A 19,237-nucleotide genomic window follows, 5' to 3' on the forward strand; every position below is an offset into this window, starting at 1 on the left:
GCCGCGATCATTTTACCGAAGATACCCCAGCTGTGCAGAACGCAGATCCTCATTGCTGCGCATCAGCCATTCAACAGCTAGAGCAATTCCAGGAAAAGTGTGAGCGGTTTTCCGTCCGGAATTGCTTAAAAAACAAAGAGATAGGGCGTTTCGCCGTTTCCGTGAAAACGGTGAAACGCACTAGCCGAACAGACGATGAACTTGGCCGTTCAGCTGTATGCCGAGTCCTCGGCTGCGAAACTTATTGACGATTGACCTCTTCTCTTGCCAGCGACGCTTCTCAGCTTGGCGCCCGTGGAACCAAAGGACACCGCCAGCAAGAAGACAACATACGCCAATGCCGAATATAAAGAGAGGATCGCCCTGTTCGCCGCCACCAAAGAATATCGCCGAGACGATAAACACACCGCCCGCGAGCGCGCCGACCCAGGCTGCTATGCCGCATCTGGAAAGCCCATCGTGCTGGCCGCAAAGAAAGCGGTAGCGCTCAGCGAGGCGCGCTTCGTCTTCGCTCAGCTTTAGCGCGCAGTCTCCGTTGGCTTCATGCAGCATATTTTACCCCCTGCTTCCTTTGCATACGGGGTATCGGCGGCAAATGTTTCATTCAAGCGAGGGACAAGTTGCAATTTTTCGCACCGTTATGATGCCGTCGCGATGCAATGTGCAATAACTGGGTCAGGGGTAATGCTGAGCGTGGCTGGGCCGCTCTACGGAAGTCGCGACAATCCGTATGGCACTTTGCTTCGCCGTGATTCAGGGGCGGTGTTATTGAGAGCGGTCCTTCATTCGCACGGCGGAGGCTCCATCGAGATTTGTTATAACAACATCAGCCGGCGCCCTGTATCTAGTCCGTGCCCCCGCCGGTCAGGCCCGGCCCGTGGGCTCCCCCGTTCTCGTGCCGGGCCGCTCGCTTATTGAGCAGCGAATACGCAACACCGGGCCGATTTCTCAGAGGCCGACCAGGCGCGGCGGTTCAACTAACGCCACTCCAGCGGGCGAGTTGTCGAGCCGCCCTTCGCGGTCCGGCTTGCGATCAGCCAAACGCCGCTGAGTGCTTTTCGAACAACGCCAATTTGTCGGCATACCCGATGCGGTTCGCAGCTCCGCAGCCCTCGCATTTGAAGGTCGAGATCACCTTGAACCACGACCCTTTCCTTTTGAAGGCATGGTTACATTCCAAGCACTTGAATTCCAAGTCGGCATCATTCAGCGCCGCGGACAGGGGCATCGCTCACCTCCAATGACGTGTTCCTCATTCGCAATCATGCTGCCCGAAGACTATGAGCAAGATCACATGTTGATGCTGGGCCTGTTGCGGCTTGATGACAGGACCTCAGTCCCAATCGGCGTGCCCGCTGGCGATTGATGCCGCTCTCCTATCGCCCGATCAGCGTCAGCCCGAAAAGAATGGCGAGCCAAAGCCCGGCTGCCGCGACGGCGAGCCGCGGCAAGGTGCCTGTCAGATGCATGAACAGCAGGGCGATCAGGACCGCCTTGGCGGCCGCGATCGCCAGGTTGAGGGCGACATTGAAGCCGCCGAGATCGAGGAAGGAGGAAGCCACCGTCAGCGCCAGCAGCGCGAGCAGCCCGAGATAGCCGAAGGTGAGTTTGCGCAATTCGCTCATCGGTTGATCAGGTAAAGGACGGGGAACATGAACACCCAGATGATGTCGACGAAATGCCAATAGAGGCCGACGGCAACCACCCGGCGCAGGCGGCTGGCAGGGCTGGCGGGCCGCCAGAGCGCAATCATGCCAGCGATGACGACGATGCCGCCGATCAGGTGCAGCGCATGCAGCGAGGTCATCGCGAAATAGAGGCCGAAGAAGAATTCGGCGTGCACGGGATCCGGTCCTGCATAGCGGAACGGCAGGCCGAGAAGCGGGGCCAGTCCTTCGCTGATCTCCTTGCCGTATTCGATCCCCTTCACGATCAGGAAGGATACGCCCAGCGCCGCAGTCGCGACCATCGCCCAAATTGTCGGGCGCCAACGTCTATGAAGCGCAAGCATATGCGCCAGCGCCATGGTGAAGCTGCTGGTGATCAGCACGGCCGTGTTGAAGGTGCCGAGTGGCAGCGAAAGATGCTTGGAAGCCGCCGCAAAGGCGGGACCGAAATCGATATGCGCGATGAGGAAGACCAGGAAAATCGCGCCGAACAGCATCGCCTCGGAGCCGATGAACACCCACATCGCAAAATTGTCGGCGCGCCGTTCGCGCTGGGGCGTGTCGAAAGCGACGCTTTCGGTGCCGCTCATCGCGCCGCTTCCTCCCGGTGCGGGCTGAAGCGCTCGTGCTCGAGCCCCTTCATGTCGTAGGCATAGGCCGGTCGCGTCACGACCGGCATGGTCTCGAAATTATGCGGCGGCGGCGGCGAGCTCGTCTGCCATTCGAGCCCCGTGGCGTTCCACGGATTGTCGGGCGCGCGGGCGCCGCGAAACAGCGACCAACCGAGGTAGAACAAGGGCATCAGATAGCCGATCGCCAGCACCACCGCGCCGCCCGAGGACAACACGTTCCAGAACTGGAACTCCGGCGGATAGGTATGATAGCGCCGGGGCATGCCGTCGAAGCCCAGCACATATTGCGGGAAGAAGGTCAGATTGAAGCCGACGAAAGTGACGGTCGCCGCTATACGCCCCGCGGTTTCCGAATACGTGCGGCCGGTCAATTTCGGCCACCAGAAATGCAGGCCCGCCATGTAGGCCGTCACCATGCCGCCGACCATGATGTAGTGGAAATGCGCGATGACGAAGTAGGTGTCGTGGACATGCACGTCGACCGCCAACGCCGCAAGGAACAGCCCCGCCAGCCCGCCGAAGGTGAACAGCGCCAGGAAGAACAGCGCGTAAAGCATCGGTGTCTCGAAGCTGATCTCGCCCTTGCGCAGCGTCAGGCTCCAGTTGAAAACCTTGATCGCCGACGGGATCGCGACGCAGAAGGACAGGAGCGAGAACACCACGCCGGCATAGGCCGACTGTCCGCTGACGAACATGTGGTGGCCCCAGACCAGGAAGCCGAAGACGGCGATCGCCATCGACGACATCGCCACCGCCTTGTAGCCGAACAGCGGCCGGCGGCTGAAGCAGGGCAGCACCTCCGACACCACACCCATGCCGGGCAGGATCATGATGTAGACGGCCGGGTGCGAGTAGAACCAGAAGAGATGCTGGAAGAGCAGTGGGTCGCCGCCGAGATCGGGATTGAAGATGCCGATGCCGAACACGCGCTCCAGCACGATCAGGATCAGCGATGCGGCGAGCACCGGCGTTGCCAGCACCATCACCAGGCTGGTGGCGTAGAGCGTCCAGACGAAAATCGGCAGTCGGAACCAGGTGAGCCCCGGCGCGCGTAGCGTGTGCACCGTGACGATGAAATTGATGCCGGTCATGATCGTCGAGAAGCCGACGATGAAGACGCCGAAGGCCGCGGTCGAGACGAAGCCGTTGGCATAAAGCGTCGACAGCGGCGTGTAGAAGGTCCAGCCGGTATCGACGCCGCCGGCCACCACTGCAAACAGCGCAAACAGGCTGCCGAAAATGAAGACGTACCAGCTGGCGAGATTGAGCCGCGGGAAAGCGAGGTCGCGCGCGCCGATCATCAGCGGCAAAAGGAAATTGCCCATGGTCGCCGGGATCGACGGCACCAGGAAGAACCAAACCATGATGATGCCGTGCAGCGAGAACAGCCTGTTGTAGACGTCGTCGGAGACGAGGTCGCCTGCCGGCGTCGCCAGCTCGATCCGCATCAGCACCGCCATCGCGCCGCCGAGGAAGAAGAAGGCCGTTAGCGAGATGAGATAGAGCCACGCAACGCGCTTATGGTCGGTGGTGAGAAGCCATGGCCGCAGGCCGCTGCCTTGGCCGAGATATGTACCCTGCATCGCCGCGTTGCTCATGGCCTGGCTCCAGCCGTTGGTTGAGGCGAAAACGACTTCAGATAGGCAAGCAGCATCTGCAGCTCGCCTTCGTCGATCAGGCCATCGAAGCTCGGCATGACCGGCTCGTAGCCCGCCGCGATCTCCTTCTTCGGGTTGAGGATGGAGTCGCGCAAATAGCGCTCGTCGGCGATCACCGTCTGCTGATTGTCGAGCGCCACCGGCCGGCCGAAGATGCCGTCAAGCGAGGGCGCCCTCACCTTGCTGCTCGCGCCATGGCAGCCGGAGCAGCCCAGCGCGCGAAACAGTTTCTCGCCGCTTGCGGCAAGCGTCTCGCCTTCGCCCTGGCTGTTCAGCCACGCGGCATATTGCTCGGGCGCCATCACAGTCACCCAGCCGCCCATTTCGGAATGCTGAGTGGCGCAATATTGAGCGCAGAACAGGTGGTAGCGGCCGGGCTCGGTGGCAATGAACCAGATATGGGTCGTGCGTCCAGGCACCGCGTCCTGCTTGATGCGGAACGCCGGCACATAGAAGGAGTGGATGACGTCCTGCGAGGCGAGCGACACGACCACCGGTTTGCCGACCGGAACGTGCAGCTCGTTGATCTCGCGCTGGCCGCCGGGTTGCCTGAACTCCCACATCCACTGCTTGCCCAGCCCTGTGATCTCCAGCGCGTCCGCCGGCGGATGATCGCGGCGAACGAAAAGCACTGCGCCCCAGCCGAAGAAGATGAAGGCGATGACCAGGCTGGCGACGGTCCAACTTGTTTCCAGCCACAGGGTACGGGAACGCTGTCCGGTGCGATCCGCCGGCGACCCGACGCGGTATTTCACCGCGTAGCCGATGACCAACCCGGTGAGCGCCAGCCCGAGCACGGCTGAGAAAACGAGCAGCGTGTAAAACAGCGCATCGACATGGCCGGCTTCCGACGAGGCTTCCTGTGGCAAGAAGGGAACGCCGAAGCTCACCTTGCCCTCCCGCGCGTTTGCCAGAGCAAGGTCGCGGCGAGGCCGAGTACCGTGGCCAGACTTGTCACTTTCAGCGCCGCCCAGACTACGGGAGTGTACTGGCCTTTCGAACTGTCGAACCCCGCGCAGAACAGGAAGATATGATCGGCAATCGACCCGAGCTTGTTGGCCGACGCCTCGACCAGCGCGAACTGGAGATCGCGCGGCGTGAAGGTCAAGGCCGGCAATACCTGCGAAATTCGGCCGGAAGGCGTCAGCGCAATGACTGCGATCGGATGCACGAACTGATCGATACCCTGACGTCGGTCGAAGGTGATCCCGGCCTCGTTGGCGAGCGCCGCGCCGGCGCTCTCGTTGCTGGTCAGAAAACGCCAGGCGGACAATCCCGCCGGGCCTGCGGCGGAAGCGATGTCATCCCGCGCCGCGGCGGCATCGGCGGAGGTCTCTTCGGGGTCGATCGAGATGAACAGCGCGCGATAATCCGCAGGGCGAAGCGATGTCTTCTTCAGATCGGATGCGACGGCCTGCTGGGTGACGCCGCAAAGGTTCCGGCATTTATCGTAGCCGAAGATGACAAGCGCCGGACGTCCGCCAAGCGTCTCGCCAAGCGTCAGCTTCCGGTCACTTGCGTCGACCAATTCTCGCTCAAGGCTGAGCTGCGCGCCGAGCTTCGGATCGAATGTCGGCCGCTCGGCGGCAAGGGCCGTGCCGGCAACGAACAGACAAAGCGCGGCCAACAAGCTTCTCATCGCCCTGTCTCGCCTTGCTGTCGGCAATTCCGGGCCCGCAGCCCACGGGGAACCGCCGCCGTGAGCAGGGCGCAATCAGGCTCCGTGGCCGCTGCCGTCGGTCGCGACCAATCCGGCAGGCCGTGGCTGACCACCGCCCACATGGCGTCGTCGATCGGGATGCGGGCGATGCCGGCGTTGCGATCCACCCAGCCAAGCGTCTTGAGCTGGCGATCCTCCTCGGCGCGGAGCGCGGTCAGATCCTGCTGCGGCGTGGTCTGGAGATCCGGGTTCTCGGGATTGGTATTGGCTGGCAGCGGCAACCAGGTCGGCGCGGTGTTGAAGATGAGCTTCACGGCGATCGCGGCCAAAGCGATGAACAGTAACAGCCCGCCGCCGAAAGCGAGCAGCACACGCGGCTGGACGTCGCGCGCCTCGGGGTGACGGTGCGCCTTAGCCATGGGCGACCTCGCGCTTCCACCAGACGATCCTGTACGGCCGGCGGAGCAGGAAGAGGAACAGCGCGAGCCACAGCCCGCCCAATCCCATCCAGGCGGCCGCATCATGCCACAATGCCAGGACACCGCCGGCAAAGAGCGGTGGCCGGATTCGCCAGAAGACGTCGATGAAATGGCCGGCCAGAGCGACAGCGGCGAGCCAGACAAGGCCGCGATGGCTGCGCTTCAGTCTTCGGCTGAGCAGGCCTGCGAAAGCCGAGACGTGCAAGGCAATCAGCAGCCAAAGAAGATATAGCCAGCCGCCCGCGGAGCGCACGCTGTACCAGCGGATCTCGTCGGGCAGGTCGCCGCCCCAGACGACGACCCACTGCATGAACATGAGATAGATCCAGGTCAGCACGAAGCCGAGCAGCATGTTGGCAAGATCTTCGCTGAGCGCGACGTCTTCCTCGCCGCCGGGCATGACTTCCACTGCCCGCCTTGCCGCCAGCACCAGGACGGCAACTGCGAATGCCCCGACCACCTCGGCCGAAGCTTCGCAAAGCGCATAGATGGTCGAGGTGAATTCAGGCTCGAGCGACAGCATCCAGTCGATGGCAAAGACGCTGACGGCAAGCGCGTGGAGAACGAGGCCAAGGGCGAATTTCTTGCCGTTGTGTTCATTTGAATTGACCGGGGCCTCGGTCGTGCCGAGCACTATCCAGGTAAGGACGAGCCAGATCGCCGCGCAAACCGCAAAGCGCAGCAGGAAGAACGGCAGGTTGAGATAGACAAGCTTTTCACGGACGGTCTCCGGCAGTTTGGCCGGGTCGGCGCCGGCCCACGGAAAGACGAGGTCGAGGCTTATCAGGACGGGCACGAGGGAAACCAACGCCAGCGGCAGCAGGGCCGTCATGGTGCGGAGCGGCTGGCGGACCGCTTCTCCCCAGCGCCCGCCGGTCAGCCCGTGCACCATCAATATGGTCAGCGCGCCGAGCGGCAGGCTGAGCGCGAAGAGAATTGCGGGGAGCCAGGCGCTCAGCATCGCCTTGGCGTCGAGCGATACGCCCAGACCGCAGACGACAAGTCCTACGGCGCCCGCCGACAGAAAGCCTTGCTCGAGGCGGCTCATGGCGAGGCCTCCGCGTCGAGCCGCGCACGCAGGCTTTGCGGCAGCTCGGCGACTGGAGCGTCGCGCGAATATTGCAGCGCGCGGATATAGGCGACGATCGCCCAGCGGTCCTGCGGCGGCACCCTGGCTGCATAAGAATACATGGCGCCGTAGCCATTCGTGACGACATCATAGAAGTGCCGGTCCGAGGCCTTGCGCAGCGCTTGCTGGTGGTAGCTCGGCGGCGCCGGAAGGCCGCGCTGGACGATCATGCCGTGACCATCGCCGGTGCGGCCGTGACAGGGTGAGCAGAAGATGTCGAAACGCTGCTGCCCGCGCTGCAGCAGCTCGATCGTGATCGGATAAGGGATTTTGTCCGGGACCGGCGTCAGATCGGCGTCGCGCGCCACCGTTCCTGTAACGGGCGTCCGCGCCGACATGCCGTCGGCGAACTGGTTGCTGGCCTCCAGCGGATCGTAGCGCGGCTGGTCCTCCATATCCTGCCGGCAGCCGGCGACGCCCAGCGCACCCAACATTAGCGTGAGGCCGAGGCGCCTCACGCCTCGACCTCCTCGACCATCTCGGCGCCGAGCCGTGTCAGCTGGCCCCTGGTCACGCCCTTGCGGTATTTGGGATCGGCCGTTTCGATCAGCAGATAGAACTTGCCGCCGCGCGCGTAGCTGAAGCTCTCGGCGTTGAAGACCGGATGATGATAGCGGGGCAGCCCATTGGCCGCGAGCACGCCCAGGAAGCCCGCGAAGGCGGCGCCGAGAATGCCGGCCTCGAACGCGATGATGACGAAAGGCGGCCAGGAATGCAGCGGCCGGCCGCCGACATTGATGGGATAGTCGACTTCGACAGAGTACCAGATCAGCGCATAAACGAGAGCCGCGCCGGCAATGCCGCCGGCGAGCACGGCCCAGGGCAGGCGCGTCTTCGGTATCTCCAATATCCGTTCCAGTTCCTTCATCGGAAACGGCGAGAACGCATCCATGCGCCGATAGCCGCGCTCGCGCATGCCGCGCGCCGCCGCGATGAGCGCTTCGGGACCGGCAAACACCGCCATGAGGCCGTAGAGGCTCATCGGATCTTGCCCTCCTCTTCGGCCAGTTCCTCGACCTCGAAGATGGTGATCGCCGGCAGGATACGGATGAACAGGAAGACGAGCGCGAAGAAGGTGCCGATCGAGCCGAACAGGATGCCGAAATCGAGCCAGGCCAGCGACTGCTCGCCCCAGGCAGACGGCAGGTAGTCGCGGCTCGGCCCCGTCACGACGATGATGTAGCGCTCGATCCACATGCCGACATTGATGGCGACGGCGATCGCGAACAGCAGCGGCATGTTGCGGCGGATGCGTCTGAACCACAGCAATTGCAGCACGCCGCAGTTCAGGCTCAGCATTATCCAGAACAGCGGCGCATAGGGACCCAGCGCGCGCTGCGCCATCATGGTGCGTTCGTAAGGCTCGCCCGAATACCAGGCGAAGAATGCTTCCGAGAGATAGCCATAGGCGACGACCATGCCCGCGGCGATCATCAGCTTGGCGGCATTGTCCATGTGCCTGAGCGTGATCAGGTCCTTGACCGAGAAGGCCCACCGCAAGGGGATGGCAATGGTGAGCACCATGGCGAAGCCGGAGAGCAGCGCGCCGGCGACGAAATAGGGCGGGAAGATCGTCGAGTGATAGCCCGGCGTGATCGCGAAGGTGAAGTCGAGCGAAACGATCGAATGAACCGAAACGACCAGCGGCGTGGCGAGCGCCGCGAGCAGGAAATAGACAACCTGGTAGCGCGCCCAATGATAGGCCGAGCCGCGCCAGCCGAGCGCCAATATGCCGTAGAAGAGCTGCGCCGGTCTCGACCTGGCGCGGTCGCGCAGCACCGCCAGGTCGGGCAGCAGCCCCATATACCAGAACAGCAGCGAGACGGTCGCGTAGGTGGCAATCGCCGCGAAGTCCCAGACCAGCGGACTGCGCCACTGCGGCCAGTGCATATGCACATTGGGCAGCGGCAGCAGCCAGTAGAAGAACCACGGCCGCCCAAGATGCAGGATGGGAAACAGGCCGGCCATGGCGACGGCAAACAGCGTCATGGCCTCGGCGAAGCGGTTGATCGAGGCGCGCCAGGGTTGGCGCAGCAGCAACAGCACCGCCGAGATCAGCGTGCCGGCATGACCGATGCCGATCCACCAGACGAAATTGGAGATCATCGTGCCCCAGACCACCGGCATGTTGATGCCGAGGCCGCCAACGCCGACCGCGATGAGATAAGTGATCGAATAGAGCAGCAGCAGGACAAGCAGGAAGCAGAGCAGGAACGCTGTCCAGAAATGCCGCGGCAGGCGGCCGCCGAGCACAATCGAACCGATGCGTCCGCTGATCTCGGGAAAATCGTGACGGCCGCGCAGGACAGCCGGGCTGTTCGCGCTCGCTTCAGCCATCGGTCGCCTCGCCCGGCTTGGCAAGCTTGCCGTTCGGATTGGAGATCTTGCCGAGATAGGTGGTGCGCGGCCGTGTGTTCAGTTCCTCCAGCAGCGCGTAATTCTGCGGCGCGCTTTTCTCGCGAACGACCTTTGCATCTTTCTTGTTGCGGTCGCCGAAGGTGATGGCCTGGGTCGGGCAGGCCTGCTGACAGGCGGTGACCACTTCGCCATCGGCGATGTCGCGGTTCTCGATCTGCGCCTGGATGCGCTTGGCGCTGATGCGCTGGACGCAATAGGTGCATTTCTCCATCACACCGCGCGAGCGTATGCTGACATTGGGGTTATGGGCGCCCTGCTCCGGACCTGCGTCGTCCTTGTCGAAGGATTGATGATCGAGGAAGTTGAAGCGCCGCACCTTGTAGGGGCAATTCTGCGAGCAGTAGCGCGTGCCGATGCAGCGGTTATAGACCTGCGCATTCAGCCCATCATGCGTGTGCACGGTGGCGTTGACCGGGCACACCACTTCGCAAGGCGCCTTCTCGCAATGCATGCAAGGGACCGGCTGGAAAAAAGTGTCGGGCGCATCGAGCGGTCCGGCATAGTAGCGATCGACGCGCAGCCAGTGCATTTCGCGGCCGCGCTCGCATTCCTCCGGGCCGACCGGCGCGATGTTGTTCTCCGCCTGGCAGGCCGAGACGCAGGCCATGCAGCCGATGCAGGCCGAGAGGTCGATAGCCATCGCCCAGGCTTCCTCGTCGTAAGGCCAGTCGGGATAGAGCGATTCCGTTGGCACCGGCGGCGCATTCTTGCGCACGAAATCCGGATTCCGCCGGAATGCATCGAGAGACGCGTGGCGCACGATGGCGCGGCCTTCCATCGCCTGGTGATGCTGCGTGGTGATGACCCGCACGCTGTTCCCGCGCGGCGCGATGGCCGCGCCGGCCGCGAACCATTCCGAACCACGGCGCAAGTGGAAGGCGTCGTAGCCTTGCGATAGCGCAGCAACGGAACCGACCTTTCGCCCGAAGCCGAAGGACAGCGTTATCGTCTCGTCCGGGTGGCCGGGCACGATCCAGGCAGGTGCATCGACATCCGCCCCATTGGAGGCGATATTGACGACCTCGCCATTTCCGATCTTCAGCCGCTCGGCGGTGGCGGGCGAGACGAGCGCAGCGTTGCCCCACACAATCTTCGTCAAGGGTCGCGGCAGTTCCTGCAGCCATGAGGCGTTGGCAAAACGGCCGTCGCGCAACCAGGGGTCCGCGACGAAGCGGATATCGATGCCGTTGCCTGCCTTTGCTGCCGGCTTCAGTCCCGCCAGGTCCGGCGGCACTGTGACGGATACCGGCTTGGCAGCACTGTCCGCCATGACGCCGTTGCGCAGAGCCTTTCTCCAGGCATCGTCATCGAGTTGCGTCCAATGCTGCCGGATAAGCGAAAGCGGATCGGCCTCGAACCCGCCGCCAAGCACGGCAAGAAGCTGATGCGCGCTCTTGCCGTCGTAAAGCGGCTTGATCAGCGGCTGGACCAGGGAGGTGCTGCCGTCATAGGCGCGGATGTCGCTCCAACTCTCGAGCTCATGCGCCGCCGGCACATGCCAGTGCGCCAGGAACGCCGTCTCGTCGCGGTAGAGGCCGTGATGGACCAGCAGATTCAGTCCCGAAAAAGCCTTGCGCATATCGAGGTTTGCCGGGCCGGTGTGCAGCGGGTTTGCACCCAGCGCCACCACGGTGTCCACAGCCCCATCGCCGATTGCCTCGCGCAGCGCTCCGAGATCGCCGTCGACCGACAGCGAATCCGGTGGCTCGATCAGCTCGACCGTGTTGCCAAACGCGCCAAGCTTCGCATTGGCGGCAAGCGCGACCGCTTGAACGAAGGCTCTCTGCTGCGTCCCTGCGATGACAAGGCCGTTGCGGCCTGCCGCTATCAGGTCGTCGACCAGCGCGGCCATCCACGCCAGGTCGGCCGGCGAGCCGGAAGCTCCGGTTTGGCCGGTCAACGCCGCGTTCAGTCCGGCAGCCACGGCTTCGACATCGCTTGGCTTGATCGCAAGCCGGTGATCGGCGGCGGCTCCGGTGATTGTCGGCGTCGACTCCACCGCATAAAGCCGGCTCATCCGGTCGGACGGATCGCGTACACGTCGCCGCGCGGCAAAGTCGCGCGCATAAGCGAGCCGCCCCGGTCCTTCGCCGAGGAAATCGGCGTCGAGGCTGACGATCGTTTCGGCACGATCGAAGCGATAGACCGGCGTCAGCGCCGACCCGAACAGGGTACGCGACGCCTCCATCGCGGCCGGCATCGCCAACGGATCATGGCGATAGAGTTTCAACCTCGGATAGCGTGTCCGCAGCGCATCCAGCTGCGCCGCGAGCGTCGGCGAGGTGGTCGCTTCAACCAGCAACGCCCCGCCCTGCCCTTGCGATGCGGTCCATCGCGAAACGAGCCCCGCCATTGTCTTCAGGAAATCGCCGTACGATGCCGGCTGGCCATCCTTGAGCGGCGTGCGTGAACGGTTCGGGTCGAACAGCGTCAGCACGGCTGCCTGCATCACCGCGTCGCTGGCGCCGCGCGAGGCCGGATGGTCGGGATTGCCTTCGATCTTGGTCGGCCGCCCTTCATGGCTTTCGACGATGGCGCCGATACCGAAGCCGTCACTCGACAGCGTCGTCGCATAGTAGACAGGCTTGCCGGGGACCAGGATTTCCGGCTGGCGCACATAGGGCACGATGCTTTCCGCCCTGCTGCAGGCGGCCAGCCCGGCAAGCGACAGCGAGGCGCCCATCAGCTTCAGCAGCGTGCGCCGGTTCGGCTTTGCCGGCAGGCGTTCCGCGATTGCCGGGAACTCGGCCTCGACGAAGCGGCGGAAATCGGCAGCGCCGGCGATCTCGTCGAGGCTGCGCCACATTTCACCGCCATGCGCCAGCCGCTTGCGCAGAGCCTCGATGTCGATGGCGGAACCAGGCCTGTCAGCGATGGCAGACATAGCAATCCGTCATCGTCTCGGGATGGATGTCGAGCACGCCGATCAGCTGCCGCCTGATCTCAGCGATGTCCGCGGGCGGCTGCCAATGCATCAGGAACACGTCCTGCAGGGGACGTAAATTCGGCTCCGGGTTGCGATGACAGCCGAGGCACCACTCCATGCTCAGTGTGCGCGCCCGCATTGTCAGCGGCATCTGGTCGACCTCGCCATGGCAGGTCTCGCAGGCGACGCCTTTGTTGATGTGGATCGCATGATTGAAGAAGACAAAATCCGGGACGCCGTTGACGCGCTGCCATTCGATCGGCTTGCCGCCGGCCAGGCTTGCACGCACCGGCGCCAGCATGCCGGCATTGGTGAAAAGCTGCGAATGGCAGGTCATGCAGACCTCGGTCGCCGGCAAACCCGCCGACGACGAGGTCTCGACGCCATTGTGACAATAACGGCAGTCGATGCCGAGCTGGCCGACATGGTGCTTGTGACTGAACGGCACCGGCTGGGCCAATGGCTCACCTACTCCCGTTACCAGGTCCGAACGGGGAAGGATTGTCCCGACCGCCGCGGCGATCAGCAAAACGGCAAAACTTCCCCAGATGACAAAGCGCGCAACGCCATTGGCGTTTTTCGAGAAGATTTGCGGCATCCCCTCGCCGATTCTGCTGAAGGCAAACCCAGAGTTGACGCCCCCTAACGGTGCTTTCGCCGCCAAGTTCCGCGCCCGCGTCGGAATCACAGAATGGTGACTGCAACCGGGAACAGGTCGCGGATTTAATCCGCAACCACCGCCGCTCCCATGCGTTCGGCGTTCGGCGGCCGCCACTTCACGGAAACCAAGGTCGGCACGAAGTCATCGCCCACGCTTTGCCGACCGGGTGACAGAGATCGGCCACCCGGGCTAAAGACTTCAGCGCTTCAGGTCGTTGCGACGCCGCCCCGTCGGCTGTGACGGACCGCCCTTCCGCTCCGCCGGCCGCCGGCTTCGGCGCCTGGCGAGGAAATACATCCAGATCAGAATGAGGATCAGAGGGATACCCGCGATGGGCAGCATCCACACCCCAAGGTGAAACATGGGTTTCGCCCTATTAGAGAAAATGCGCATGCATCGCAGGCATGCTCAAGCGAGCAACTGCTCGATCCTGATCGGCAAATCGCGGATGCGTTTGCCGGTGGCATGGTAGACTGCGCTGGCAACAGCCGCGGCCGTGCCGACATTGCCCAGTTCGCCCAAGCCCTTCACGCCGGCCGGGTTGACCGCGTGGTCGACTTCCGGAACCAGGATCACCTGCAGGTCCTTGATGTCGGCATTCACCGGCACAAGATAGTCCTGCAGGTCGCGGTTGACGTAGCGGGCATAGCGGCTGTCGACTTCCGTCGCTTCATGCAGCGCCTGGCCGATGCCCCAGATCATGCCGCCCATCAGTTGGCTGCGCGCGGTGCGCGTGTTCATGATGCGGCCGGCCGCGAACGCGCCGACGATGCGCGGCACGCGGATCTCCCTCGTGTAGCGGTTGATGCGGACTTCGACGAACTCGGCGCCGAAGGCGTATTTCACCGAATCCTCATCCTGCTCGCCACCGTGGAATTCCGGCATGCCGGCATAGAGCTTCTTCAGCGCTTCGGGCGTCGCACCCTTGGGCGCGAACTCGGCGTATTCCTCGATCGCGCCGACCTGCATGGTCTTCAGGACATCTTCGATCTTTGCCGAAGCGCCGCCCTTGGCCACGATCTTTCCGTCGGCGAGGTCGAGTTCCTCGTTGTGAGAGCCCGCCAGCGGACCGCCCTCGGCAATCGCGCCGGCATAGAGCTTGGTGCGGATGGCGTCGCAGGCCTTCAGCACTGCCGAGCAAACGCTCGCGGTGGAGATCGAGCCGCCCGAGACAGGAGCGGGAGGCAGGCTGCTGTCGCCCATTTCGACGCTGATCCGATCGATGCTGACGCCGAGACGTTCCGACGCCATCTGACCGGCGACGGTGCGCACGCCGGTTCCGATCTCGTGCGAACCGCATTGCAGCCGCACATCGCCATCGACGGTCAGGCGCACCCGCGCCGCGCATGGCGCGACTGCGGTTGGATAGATCGCCGTCGCGCAGCCCATGCCGACCAGCCAGTCGCCGTCGCGCATCGCTCCCACTTTCGGGTCCCGCTTCGCCCAGCCAAAAGCCTCGGCCGCCTGGTCATAGCACTGGATCAGCGAGCGGCTGGAGAACGGCTTCTTGCCGATCGGCTCTGTCTTCGGTTCATTGATCCGGCGGAATTCCACCGGGTCCATGCCGAGCGCTACCGCCATTTCGTCCATGGCGTTTTCCAGCGCATAGACGTAAGGCGTCTCGGGCGGCGAGCGCATGTAGCCGGGGGTGTTGCGGTCCGCCTGCACCAGCGAGACATGTGTCAGCACAGAACCGTAAGCATACATGCGGCCGGTTGCCGACGTGCCGCCCACGACATAGGAGTCCGGCCGCGAGGTGACCTCCCAGCCTTCATGCGCGAAGGCAGTGATGCGGCCGTCCTTGCCGGCGCCGATCCGGATGCGGTGCCTTGTCTCCGCCCTATAGGTCTGAGTGCCGAAGGCCTGCATCCGGCTGGTCACGCAACGCACCGGTCGGCCGAGCCGCCTGGCGGCAACCGCGACGATGGCGGTGCGCGGCGTCATCGGTCCCTTGGAACCGAAAGCGCCGCCGATGAAGGGGCTGACGATGCGCACCTTTGCGGGATCGATCTTCAACTGCCTGGCAAGCTCGACCTTCCAGCCGGTCACGTTTTGCGACGGCTCGTGGACGATCAGCTGGTCGCCCTGCCAGAAGGCGGTGGTCGAGAACAGCTCGATCGGATTGTGGTGCTGCGTGGGCGTCGAATAGCGCCCGTCGATCTTCACCGCGGCCTCTCTATAGGCGGCATCGAAGTCGCCGGCCTTCACGTCTTCCTTGAACAGAGGACTCTTGCCGGCGGCAGGAATGGTTGCCGTGCCCGGACTGTCGAAGCTCGCCGTGGGCGTCTCCGCATCATACTCGGCGCGGATCAACTGCGCCGCCTCTTCGGCGGCTTCGAATGTCTCGGCAACCGCGAGCGCGATGATCTGGCCGTCATGGAAGATCGTCCGGTCATGCAGCGGCCCGATCGAGGTGGCGCCGGAATTGCCGAATTTCGGCTTCTCGACAATGTCCATATCGCCGTAAGTGACGATGTCGAGCAACCCGGGCACGGCACGGGCGTCGTCGAGATGAAGCTTGGCTACCTTGCCCTTGGCAATACTGCTGATGGCCAGCGCGCCGTAGGCGATGTTGGCGGTCGGCAGGTCGGCTGGGTAATGCGCCTGCCCGGTGACCTTAAGCCGTGCATCGACGCGCGGCAGCGGTTGGCCCTGGTTCTCTTTCGGTCTCGGAGCGGCAGTGTCCATGGTCATACCTTCATGTCGCGGGTTTCGAGCAGCGCGCGCACCAGCGTTCGCTTGCCGAGCTCGATCTTGAATGCGTTGTGCTGGCGCGGCTCGGCCCCGGCGAAGGCGGCATCCGCCGCCGCCCCCGCTGAAACCTCGTCGAGCGTCTTTCCTTGCAGGGCTTCCTCCGCGGCTTTGGCACGCCACGGCACGGTCGCCACGCCGCCCAAGGCAATGCGCGCCTCGCGTACGTTGTCGCCGTCCAGGTCGAGCGCAACGGCCGCCGAAGCCAGCGCGAACGCGTAGGATTCGCGGTCTCGGATCTTCAGATAAAGCGAGCGCCGCGCCCATGGCACAGCCGGCACTTCTATGGCGGTGATGATCTCGTCAGCAGCGAGATCGGTCTCGATCTCAGGCGTATCGCGTGGCTGACGATGCAGCTTGGCGAGCGGTATCTTTCGCGCTCCACGCGAGCCTTCGGCACGCACGACGGCATCGAGCGCGATCAGCGCCTGGGCAAAGTCGCCGTGATACGTTGCGATGCAGGCATCGCTGCCGCCCAGCACCGCATGCTGCCGGTTGAAACCCTCCATCGCAGCGCAGCCGGACCCTGGCACGCGTTTGTTGCAGTGCCAGGATGTCTCGCGAAAATATTCGCAGCGCGTGCGCTGCAGGACATTGCCGGCGAGACTTGCCATGTTGCGGATCTGGCCGCTTGCGGCCAGCCGCAAGCTGTCGGCAATAACGGGATAGCCGCGCTTAAGCTCAGCGTGATCTGCCGCCTCACCCATCCGCACCAGAGCCCCGAAGCGGATACCATCGTCGGTCACCCGGATTTGCCTGAGGCCTGGATCCTTGAGCCGGTTGAGGTCAACCAGCCGGTTCGGCTCGGCAACGCCGAGCTTCATATAATCGGCAAGGTTGGTGCCCCCGGCGATGAACTGCACATTCGCTCGCGTCGGCTGGTCGTCCTCGGTCGTGAAGCGGGATGCGATCGCGACGGCCGCGGAAATGTCGGTCGGCTGTTCGTAGACGAAGGGACGCATATCAGGCTCCCTTCATCTGATCGCGTGCCTGCAGGATGGCAGCGACAATGTTTGGATAGGCGGCGCAACGGCAGATATTACCGCTCATATAGTCGCGGATGTCGTCTTCGGATTTTGCGTGCCCTTCATTGATGCAACCAATGGCCGACAGGATTTGGCCCGGCGTGCAGTAGCCGCACTGGAAGGCATCGTGGTCGATGAAGGCCTGCTGCATCGGATGCAGCTTACCGTCGCTGGATGCCAGCCCCTCGACGGTCGTCACATCCTTGCCGGCATTCATCACCGCGAAACTGAGACAGGAGAGCACGCGTTTGCCATCGACAAGAACCGTGCACGCCCCGCACTGTCCATGGTCGCAACCCTTCTTGGTGCCGGTTAGCCCGATATGATCCCGCAAGGCGTCAAGCAGGCTGGTTCTAGTGTCGAGCGACAGCTCATAGGCCTGCTTGTTGATCCGCATCGACGTCACCACTGGCTCACGAAGTTCCGCGCCAGCGGCGGCAGGCGCTTCGGCTTTCGCCGACGAAACGAGTAATGGTGCCGCGGCAGCCGAGACTGTGCCTGTCATGAAATTGCGCCGGCTGAGGCCAAGCGTGGATGGGAGGGAAGGCTGGGACATGGCTCGCTCCTGGCTGGCTGCTCATCGGGGGCTAACCATTCATGCAGGCCATTGTTCCGGCCTGGCCCGCGCGGGATCCTAGGCCTCACAGAAGTGTGATCCTGCCCTTCGAAGATGCTCATCGTGCGGGAACATGCATGCCGGGTTCGAGTTCTACGGCCAACACCAACGCTGATGGCGGGCCGATATGAAATCGAAACTGGTCGCACAGACTTCTGGGCAAAGGACATTCGTGGTTGTGCTGGACCCAGGCGAGGAAGCATTTGCTGCCCTGTCCGACTTCGCCGACGAGCAAGGAATTGCCGGCGCCTCGCTGACCGCGATCGGCGCATTCGAGAAGGCGACCGTTGGCTGGTTCGACTTCGGCTCGAAATCTTACCGCAAGATCCCGGTCGGCGAGCAATGCGAGGTTCTGAGCGCTGTTGGCGACATCGCGGTCGACGACGGCGGCAGACCGAGCCTGCACATCCATGCCGTCCTGGGTCTAAGCGACGGATCGACGCGCGGCGGCCACCTTGTTGAAGGCATCGTCAAGCCTACGCTCGAAGTCACGGTGACGGAATCGCCCGTTCACCTGCGGCGCACCAAACGTTCCGGCCTTGGCATCGCCTTGATCGATCTCGACGCCTGAGGGCCGACGATGGCAGCGGCGGCGACCGACGCGTTTCCTCTCCCCCTCGATACATCCCCGATGGAGGCTCGGATCGACGAAAAACTGCCGCAGGACAAAGGCGTCTGGCAGTTCGAACCGAAATGGGATGGGTTTCGCTGCCTCGCTTTCAAGAATCGCAAAACGGTCGATCTCAGGGCGAAGTCGGGCAAGCCGCTTGGGCGTTACTTTCCCGAACTCACAGCAATGATGCAAAACCTCGAAGCCAAGGATTTCGTGGTCGACGGCGAAATCGTCATCGAGATCGACGGCGCCGCATCCTTCGACGCGCTGCAGATGCGGCTTCATCCGGCCGAGAGCCGGATCCGCAAGCTGAGCGCGGAAACGCCGGCGCGGCTGATCCTGTTCGATATGCTGGTCGCGCCGGGCGGCAAATCGCTGCTCGAAGTCGCGCTGACCCAAAGACGCACGGCAATTGAAGACTTCGTCGCGCAAGCAAACACGGACGCTCTTCAGCTCTCGCCCTGCACCACCAGTTTCGCGACCGCCAGGCGATGGCTGGAGGACGCCGGGCATGGCTCTACCGACGGCGTCGTCGCCAAGCGGCTGAACGATCCCTATCAGCCGGGCGAGCGCGCGATGATCAAGGTCAAGCGGCTGCGCACTGCCGACTGCGTGGTCGGCGGCTTCCGTTATCTGAACGGCAAGTCGCAGGTCGGATCGCTATTGCTTGGCCTCTATAATGAACGAGGCTTGCTTGACCATGTCGGCTTCACCTCGACAATCGCCAACGAGGAACGAGCCACGCTCACGAAGAAGTTGGAGGCGCTGCGTGGCGGGCCCGGCTTCACCGGCAAGGCGCCGGGCGGGCCGAGCCGCTGGAGCACCGAGCGCAGCGGCGAATGGGAGCCGTTGCGGCCGGAACTGGTCGTGGAAGTCCGCTTCGACCACGTCACCGGCGAGCGCTTCCGGCATGGCACTCGATTCATTCGCTGGCGGCCCGAAAAAGCGCCGCGCCAATGCACGTTCGAGCAGATCTCGTAGCAGCGCCCCTCCGGAACAATC

Annotated in this window: 18 protein-coding genes; 2 read left to right on the top strand and 16 right to left on the bottom strand. The window is 63.6% G+C overall.

What is annotated here, in order from left to right:
- Positions 1 to 180: 180 nt before the first annotated feature.
- From FJ423_RS02910 to FJ423_RS02990, 16 genes are all read right to left on the bottom strand, one after another.
- Positions 181 to 552: a hypothetical protein gene (locus FJ423_RS02910; protein WP_140839047.1), complete on the bottom strand. Its 372-nt coding sequence runs from the start codon at positions 550 to 552 to the stop codon at positions 181 to 183.
- Between the two features lie 824 nt (positions 553 to 1,376).
- On the bottom strand, positions 1,377 to 1,625 hold the full coding sequence (locus FJ423_RS02920) for a cytochrome C oxidase subunit IV family protein (RefSeq protein ID WP_140839051.1): 249 nt from the start codon (positions 1,623 to 1,625) through the stop codon (positions 1,377 to 1,379).
- Positions 1,622 to 2,257 carry a cytochrome c oxidase subunit 3 gene (locus FJ423_RS02925; RefSeq protein ID WP_140839053.1) on the bottom strand — a complete coding sequence of 212 codons (636 nt, stop codon included), beginning with the start codon at positions 2,255 to 2,257 and terminating at the stop codon, positions 1,622 to 1,624. Before FJ423_RS02925 ends, FJ423_RS02920 begins: the two co-directional genes overlap by 4 nt.
- Positions 2,254 to 3,897, bottom strand: coding sequence for a cytochrome c oxidase subunit I (gene ctaD / locus FJ423_RS02930; protein WP_140839055.1), 1,644 nt, complete (start codon positions 3,895 to 3,897; stop codon positions 2,254 to 2,256). The genes FJ423_RS02925 and ctaD overlap by 4 nt, the downstream gene beginning before the upstream one ends.
- Entirely contained in the window at positions 3,894 to 4,847 is a 954-nt protein-coding gene (coxB, locus tag FJ423_RS02935; protein ID WP_140839057.1) for a cytochrome c oxidase subunit II, read from the bottom strand. The genes ctaD and coxB overlap by 4 nt, the downstream gene beginning before the upstream one ends.
- Positions 4,844 to 5,596 carry an SCO family protein gene (locus FJ423_RS02940; protein ID WP_140839059.1) on the bottom strand — a complete coding sequence of 251 codons (753 nt, stop codon included), beginning with the start codon at positions 5,594 to 5,596 and terminating at the stop codon, positions 4,844 to 4,846. The genes coxB and FJ423_RS02940 overlap by 4 nt, the downstream gene beginning before the upstream one ends.
- Complete coding sequence (locus FJ423_RS02945; protein WP_140839061.1) at positions 5,593 to 6,036, bottom strand: hypothetical protein; 444 nt, start codon at positions 6,034 to 6,036, stop codon at positions 5,593 to 5,595. Before FJ423_RS02945 ends, FJ423_RS02940 begins: the two co-directional genes overlap by 4 nt.
- Complete coding sequence (locus tag FJ423_RS02950; protein WP_140839063.1) at positions 6,029 to 7,144, bottom strand: hypothetical protein; 1,116 nt, start codon at positions 7,142 to 7,144, stop codon at positions 6,029 to 6,031. Before FJ423_RS02950 ends, FJ423_RS02945 begins: the two co-directional genes overlap by 8 nt.
- The gene (locus tag FJ423_RS02955) at positions 7,141 to 7,683 is read right to left on the bottom strand and encodes a cytochrome c (protein WP_140839065.1); all 543 of its coding nucleotides are present in this window, start codon (positions 7,681 to 7,683) and stop codon (positions 7,141 to 7,143) included. The genes FJ423_RS02950 and FJ423_RS02955 overlap by 4 nt, the downstream gene beginning before the upstream one ends.
- Entirely contained in the window at positions 7,680 to 8,207 is a 528-nt protein-coding gene (locus FJ423_RS02960; RefSeq protein ID WP_140839067.1) for a DUF3341 domain-containing protein, read from the bottom strand. The genes FJ423_RS02955 and FJ423_RS02960 overlap by 4 nt, the downstream gene beginning before the upstream one ends.
- Positions 8,204 to 9,562, bottom strand: coding sequence for an NrfD/PsrC family molybdoenzyme membrane anchor subunit (gene nrfD, locus FJ423_RS02965; RefSeq protein WP_095768646.1), 1,359 nt, complete (start codon positions 9,560 to 9,562; stop codon positions 8,204 to 8,206). Before nrfD ends, FJ423_RS02960 begins: the two co-directional genes overlap by 4 nt.
- Positions 9,555 to 12,527: a TAT-variant-translocated molybdopterin oxidoreductase gene (locus FJ423_RS02970; protein WP_140839069.1), complete on the bottom strand. Its 2,973-nt coding sequence runs from the start codon at positions 12,525 to 12,527 to the stop codon at positions 9,555 to 9,557. The genes nrfD and FJ423_RS02970 overlap by 8 nt, the downstream gene beginning before the upstream one ends.
- Positions 12,511 to 13,344: a cytochrome c3 family protein gene (locus tag FJ423_RS02975; protein ID WP_246680069.1), complete on the bottom strand. Its 834-nt coding sequence runs from the start codon at positions 13,342 to 13,344 to the stop codon at positions 12,511 to 12,513. The genes FJ423_RS02970 and FJ423_RS02975 overlap by 17 nt, the downstream gene beginning before the upstream one ends.
- 294 nt (positions 13,345 to 13,638) lie before the next feature.
- Positions 13,639 to 15,918, bottom strand: a complete 2,280-nt coding sequence (locus FJ423_RS02980; RefSeq protein WP_140839071.1) for a xanthine dehydrogenase family protein molybdopterin-binding subunit — start codon at positions 15,916 to 15,918, stop codon at positions 13,639 to 13,641.
- Between the two features lie 2 nt (positions 15,919 to 15,920).
- Complete coding sequence (locus FJ423_RS02985; protein ID WP_095768641.1) at positions 15,921 to 16,943, bottom strand: xanthine dehydrogenase family protein subunit M; 1,023 nt, start codon at positions 16,941 to 16,943, stop codon at positions 15,921 to 15,923.
- Position 16,944: 1 nt separating this feature from the next.
- Positions 16,945 to 17,562: a (2Fe-2S)-binding protein gene (locus tag FJ423_RS02990; RefSeq protein ID WP_140839073.1), complete on the bottom strand. Its 618-nt coding sequence runs from the start codon at positions 17,560 to 17,562 to the stop codon at positions 16,945 to 16,947.
- Between the two features lie 187 nt (positions 17,563 to 17,749).
- Between FJ423_RS02990 and FJ423_RS02995 the strand changes: the two genes are divergently transcribed.
- Together FJ423_RS02995 and FJ423_RS03000 are read left to right on the top strand one after the other, a co-directional pair.
- On the top strand, positions 17,750 to 18,193 hold the full coding sequence (locus FJ423_RS02995; protein ID WP_140839075.1) for a PPC domain-containing DNA-binding protein: 444 nt from the start codon (positions 17,750 to 17,752) through the stop codon (positions 18,191 to 18,193).
- A 9-nt stretch (positions 18,194 to 18,202) separates the two neighbouring features.
- Positions 18,203 to 19,216 (top strand): ATP-dependent DNA ligase, encoded by a 1,014-nt coding sequence (locus FJ423_RS03000; RefSeq protein ID WP_140839077.1) that lies wholly within the window; start codon positions 18,203 to 18,205, stop codon positions 19,214 to 19,216.
- Positions 19,217 to 19,237 lie beyond the last annotated feature (21 nt).

The sequence above is a fragment of the Mesorhizobium sp. B2-8-9 genome, assembly GCF_006439475.1.
Classification (GTDB): Bacteria; Pseudomonadota; Alphaproteobacteria; order Rhizobiales; family Rhizobiaceae; genus Mesorhizobium.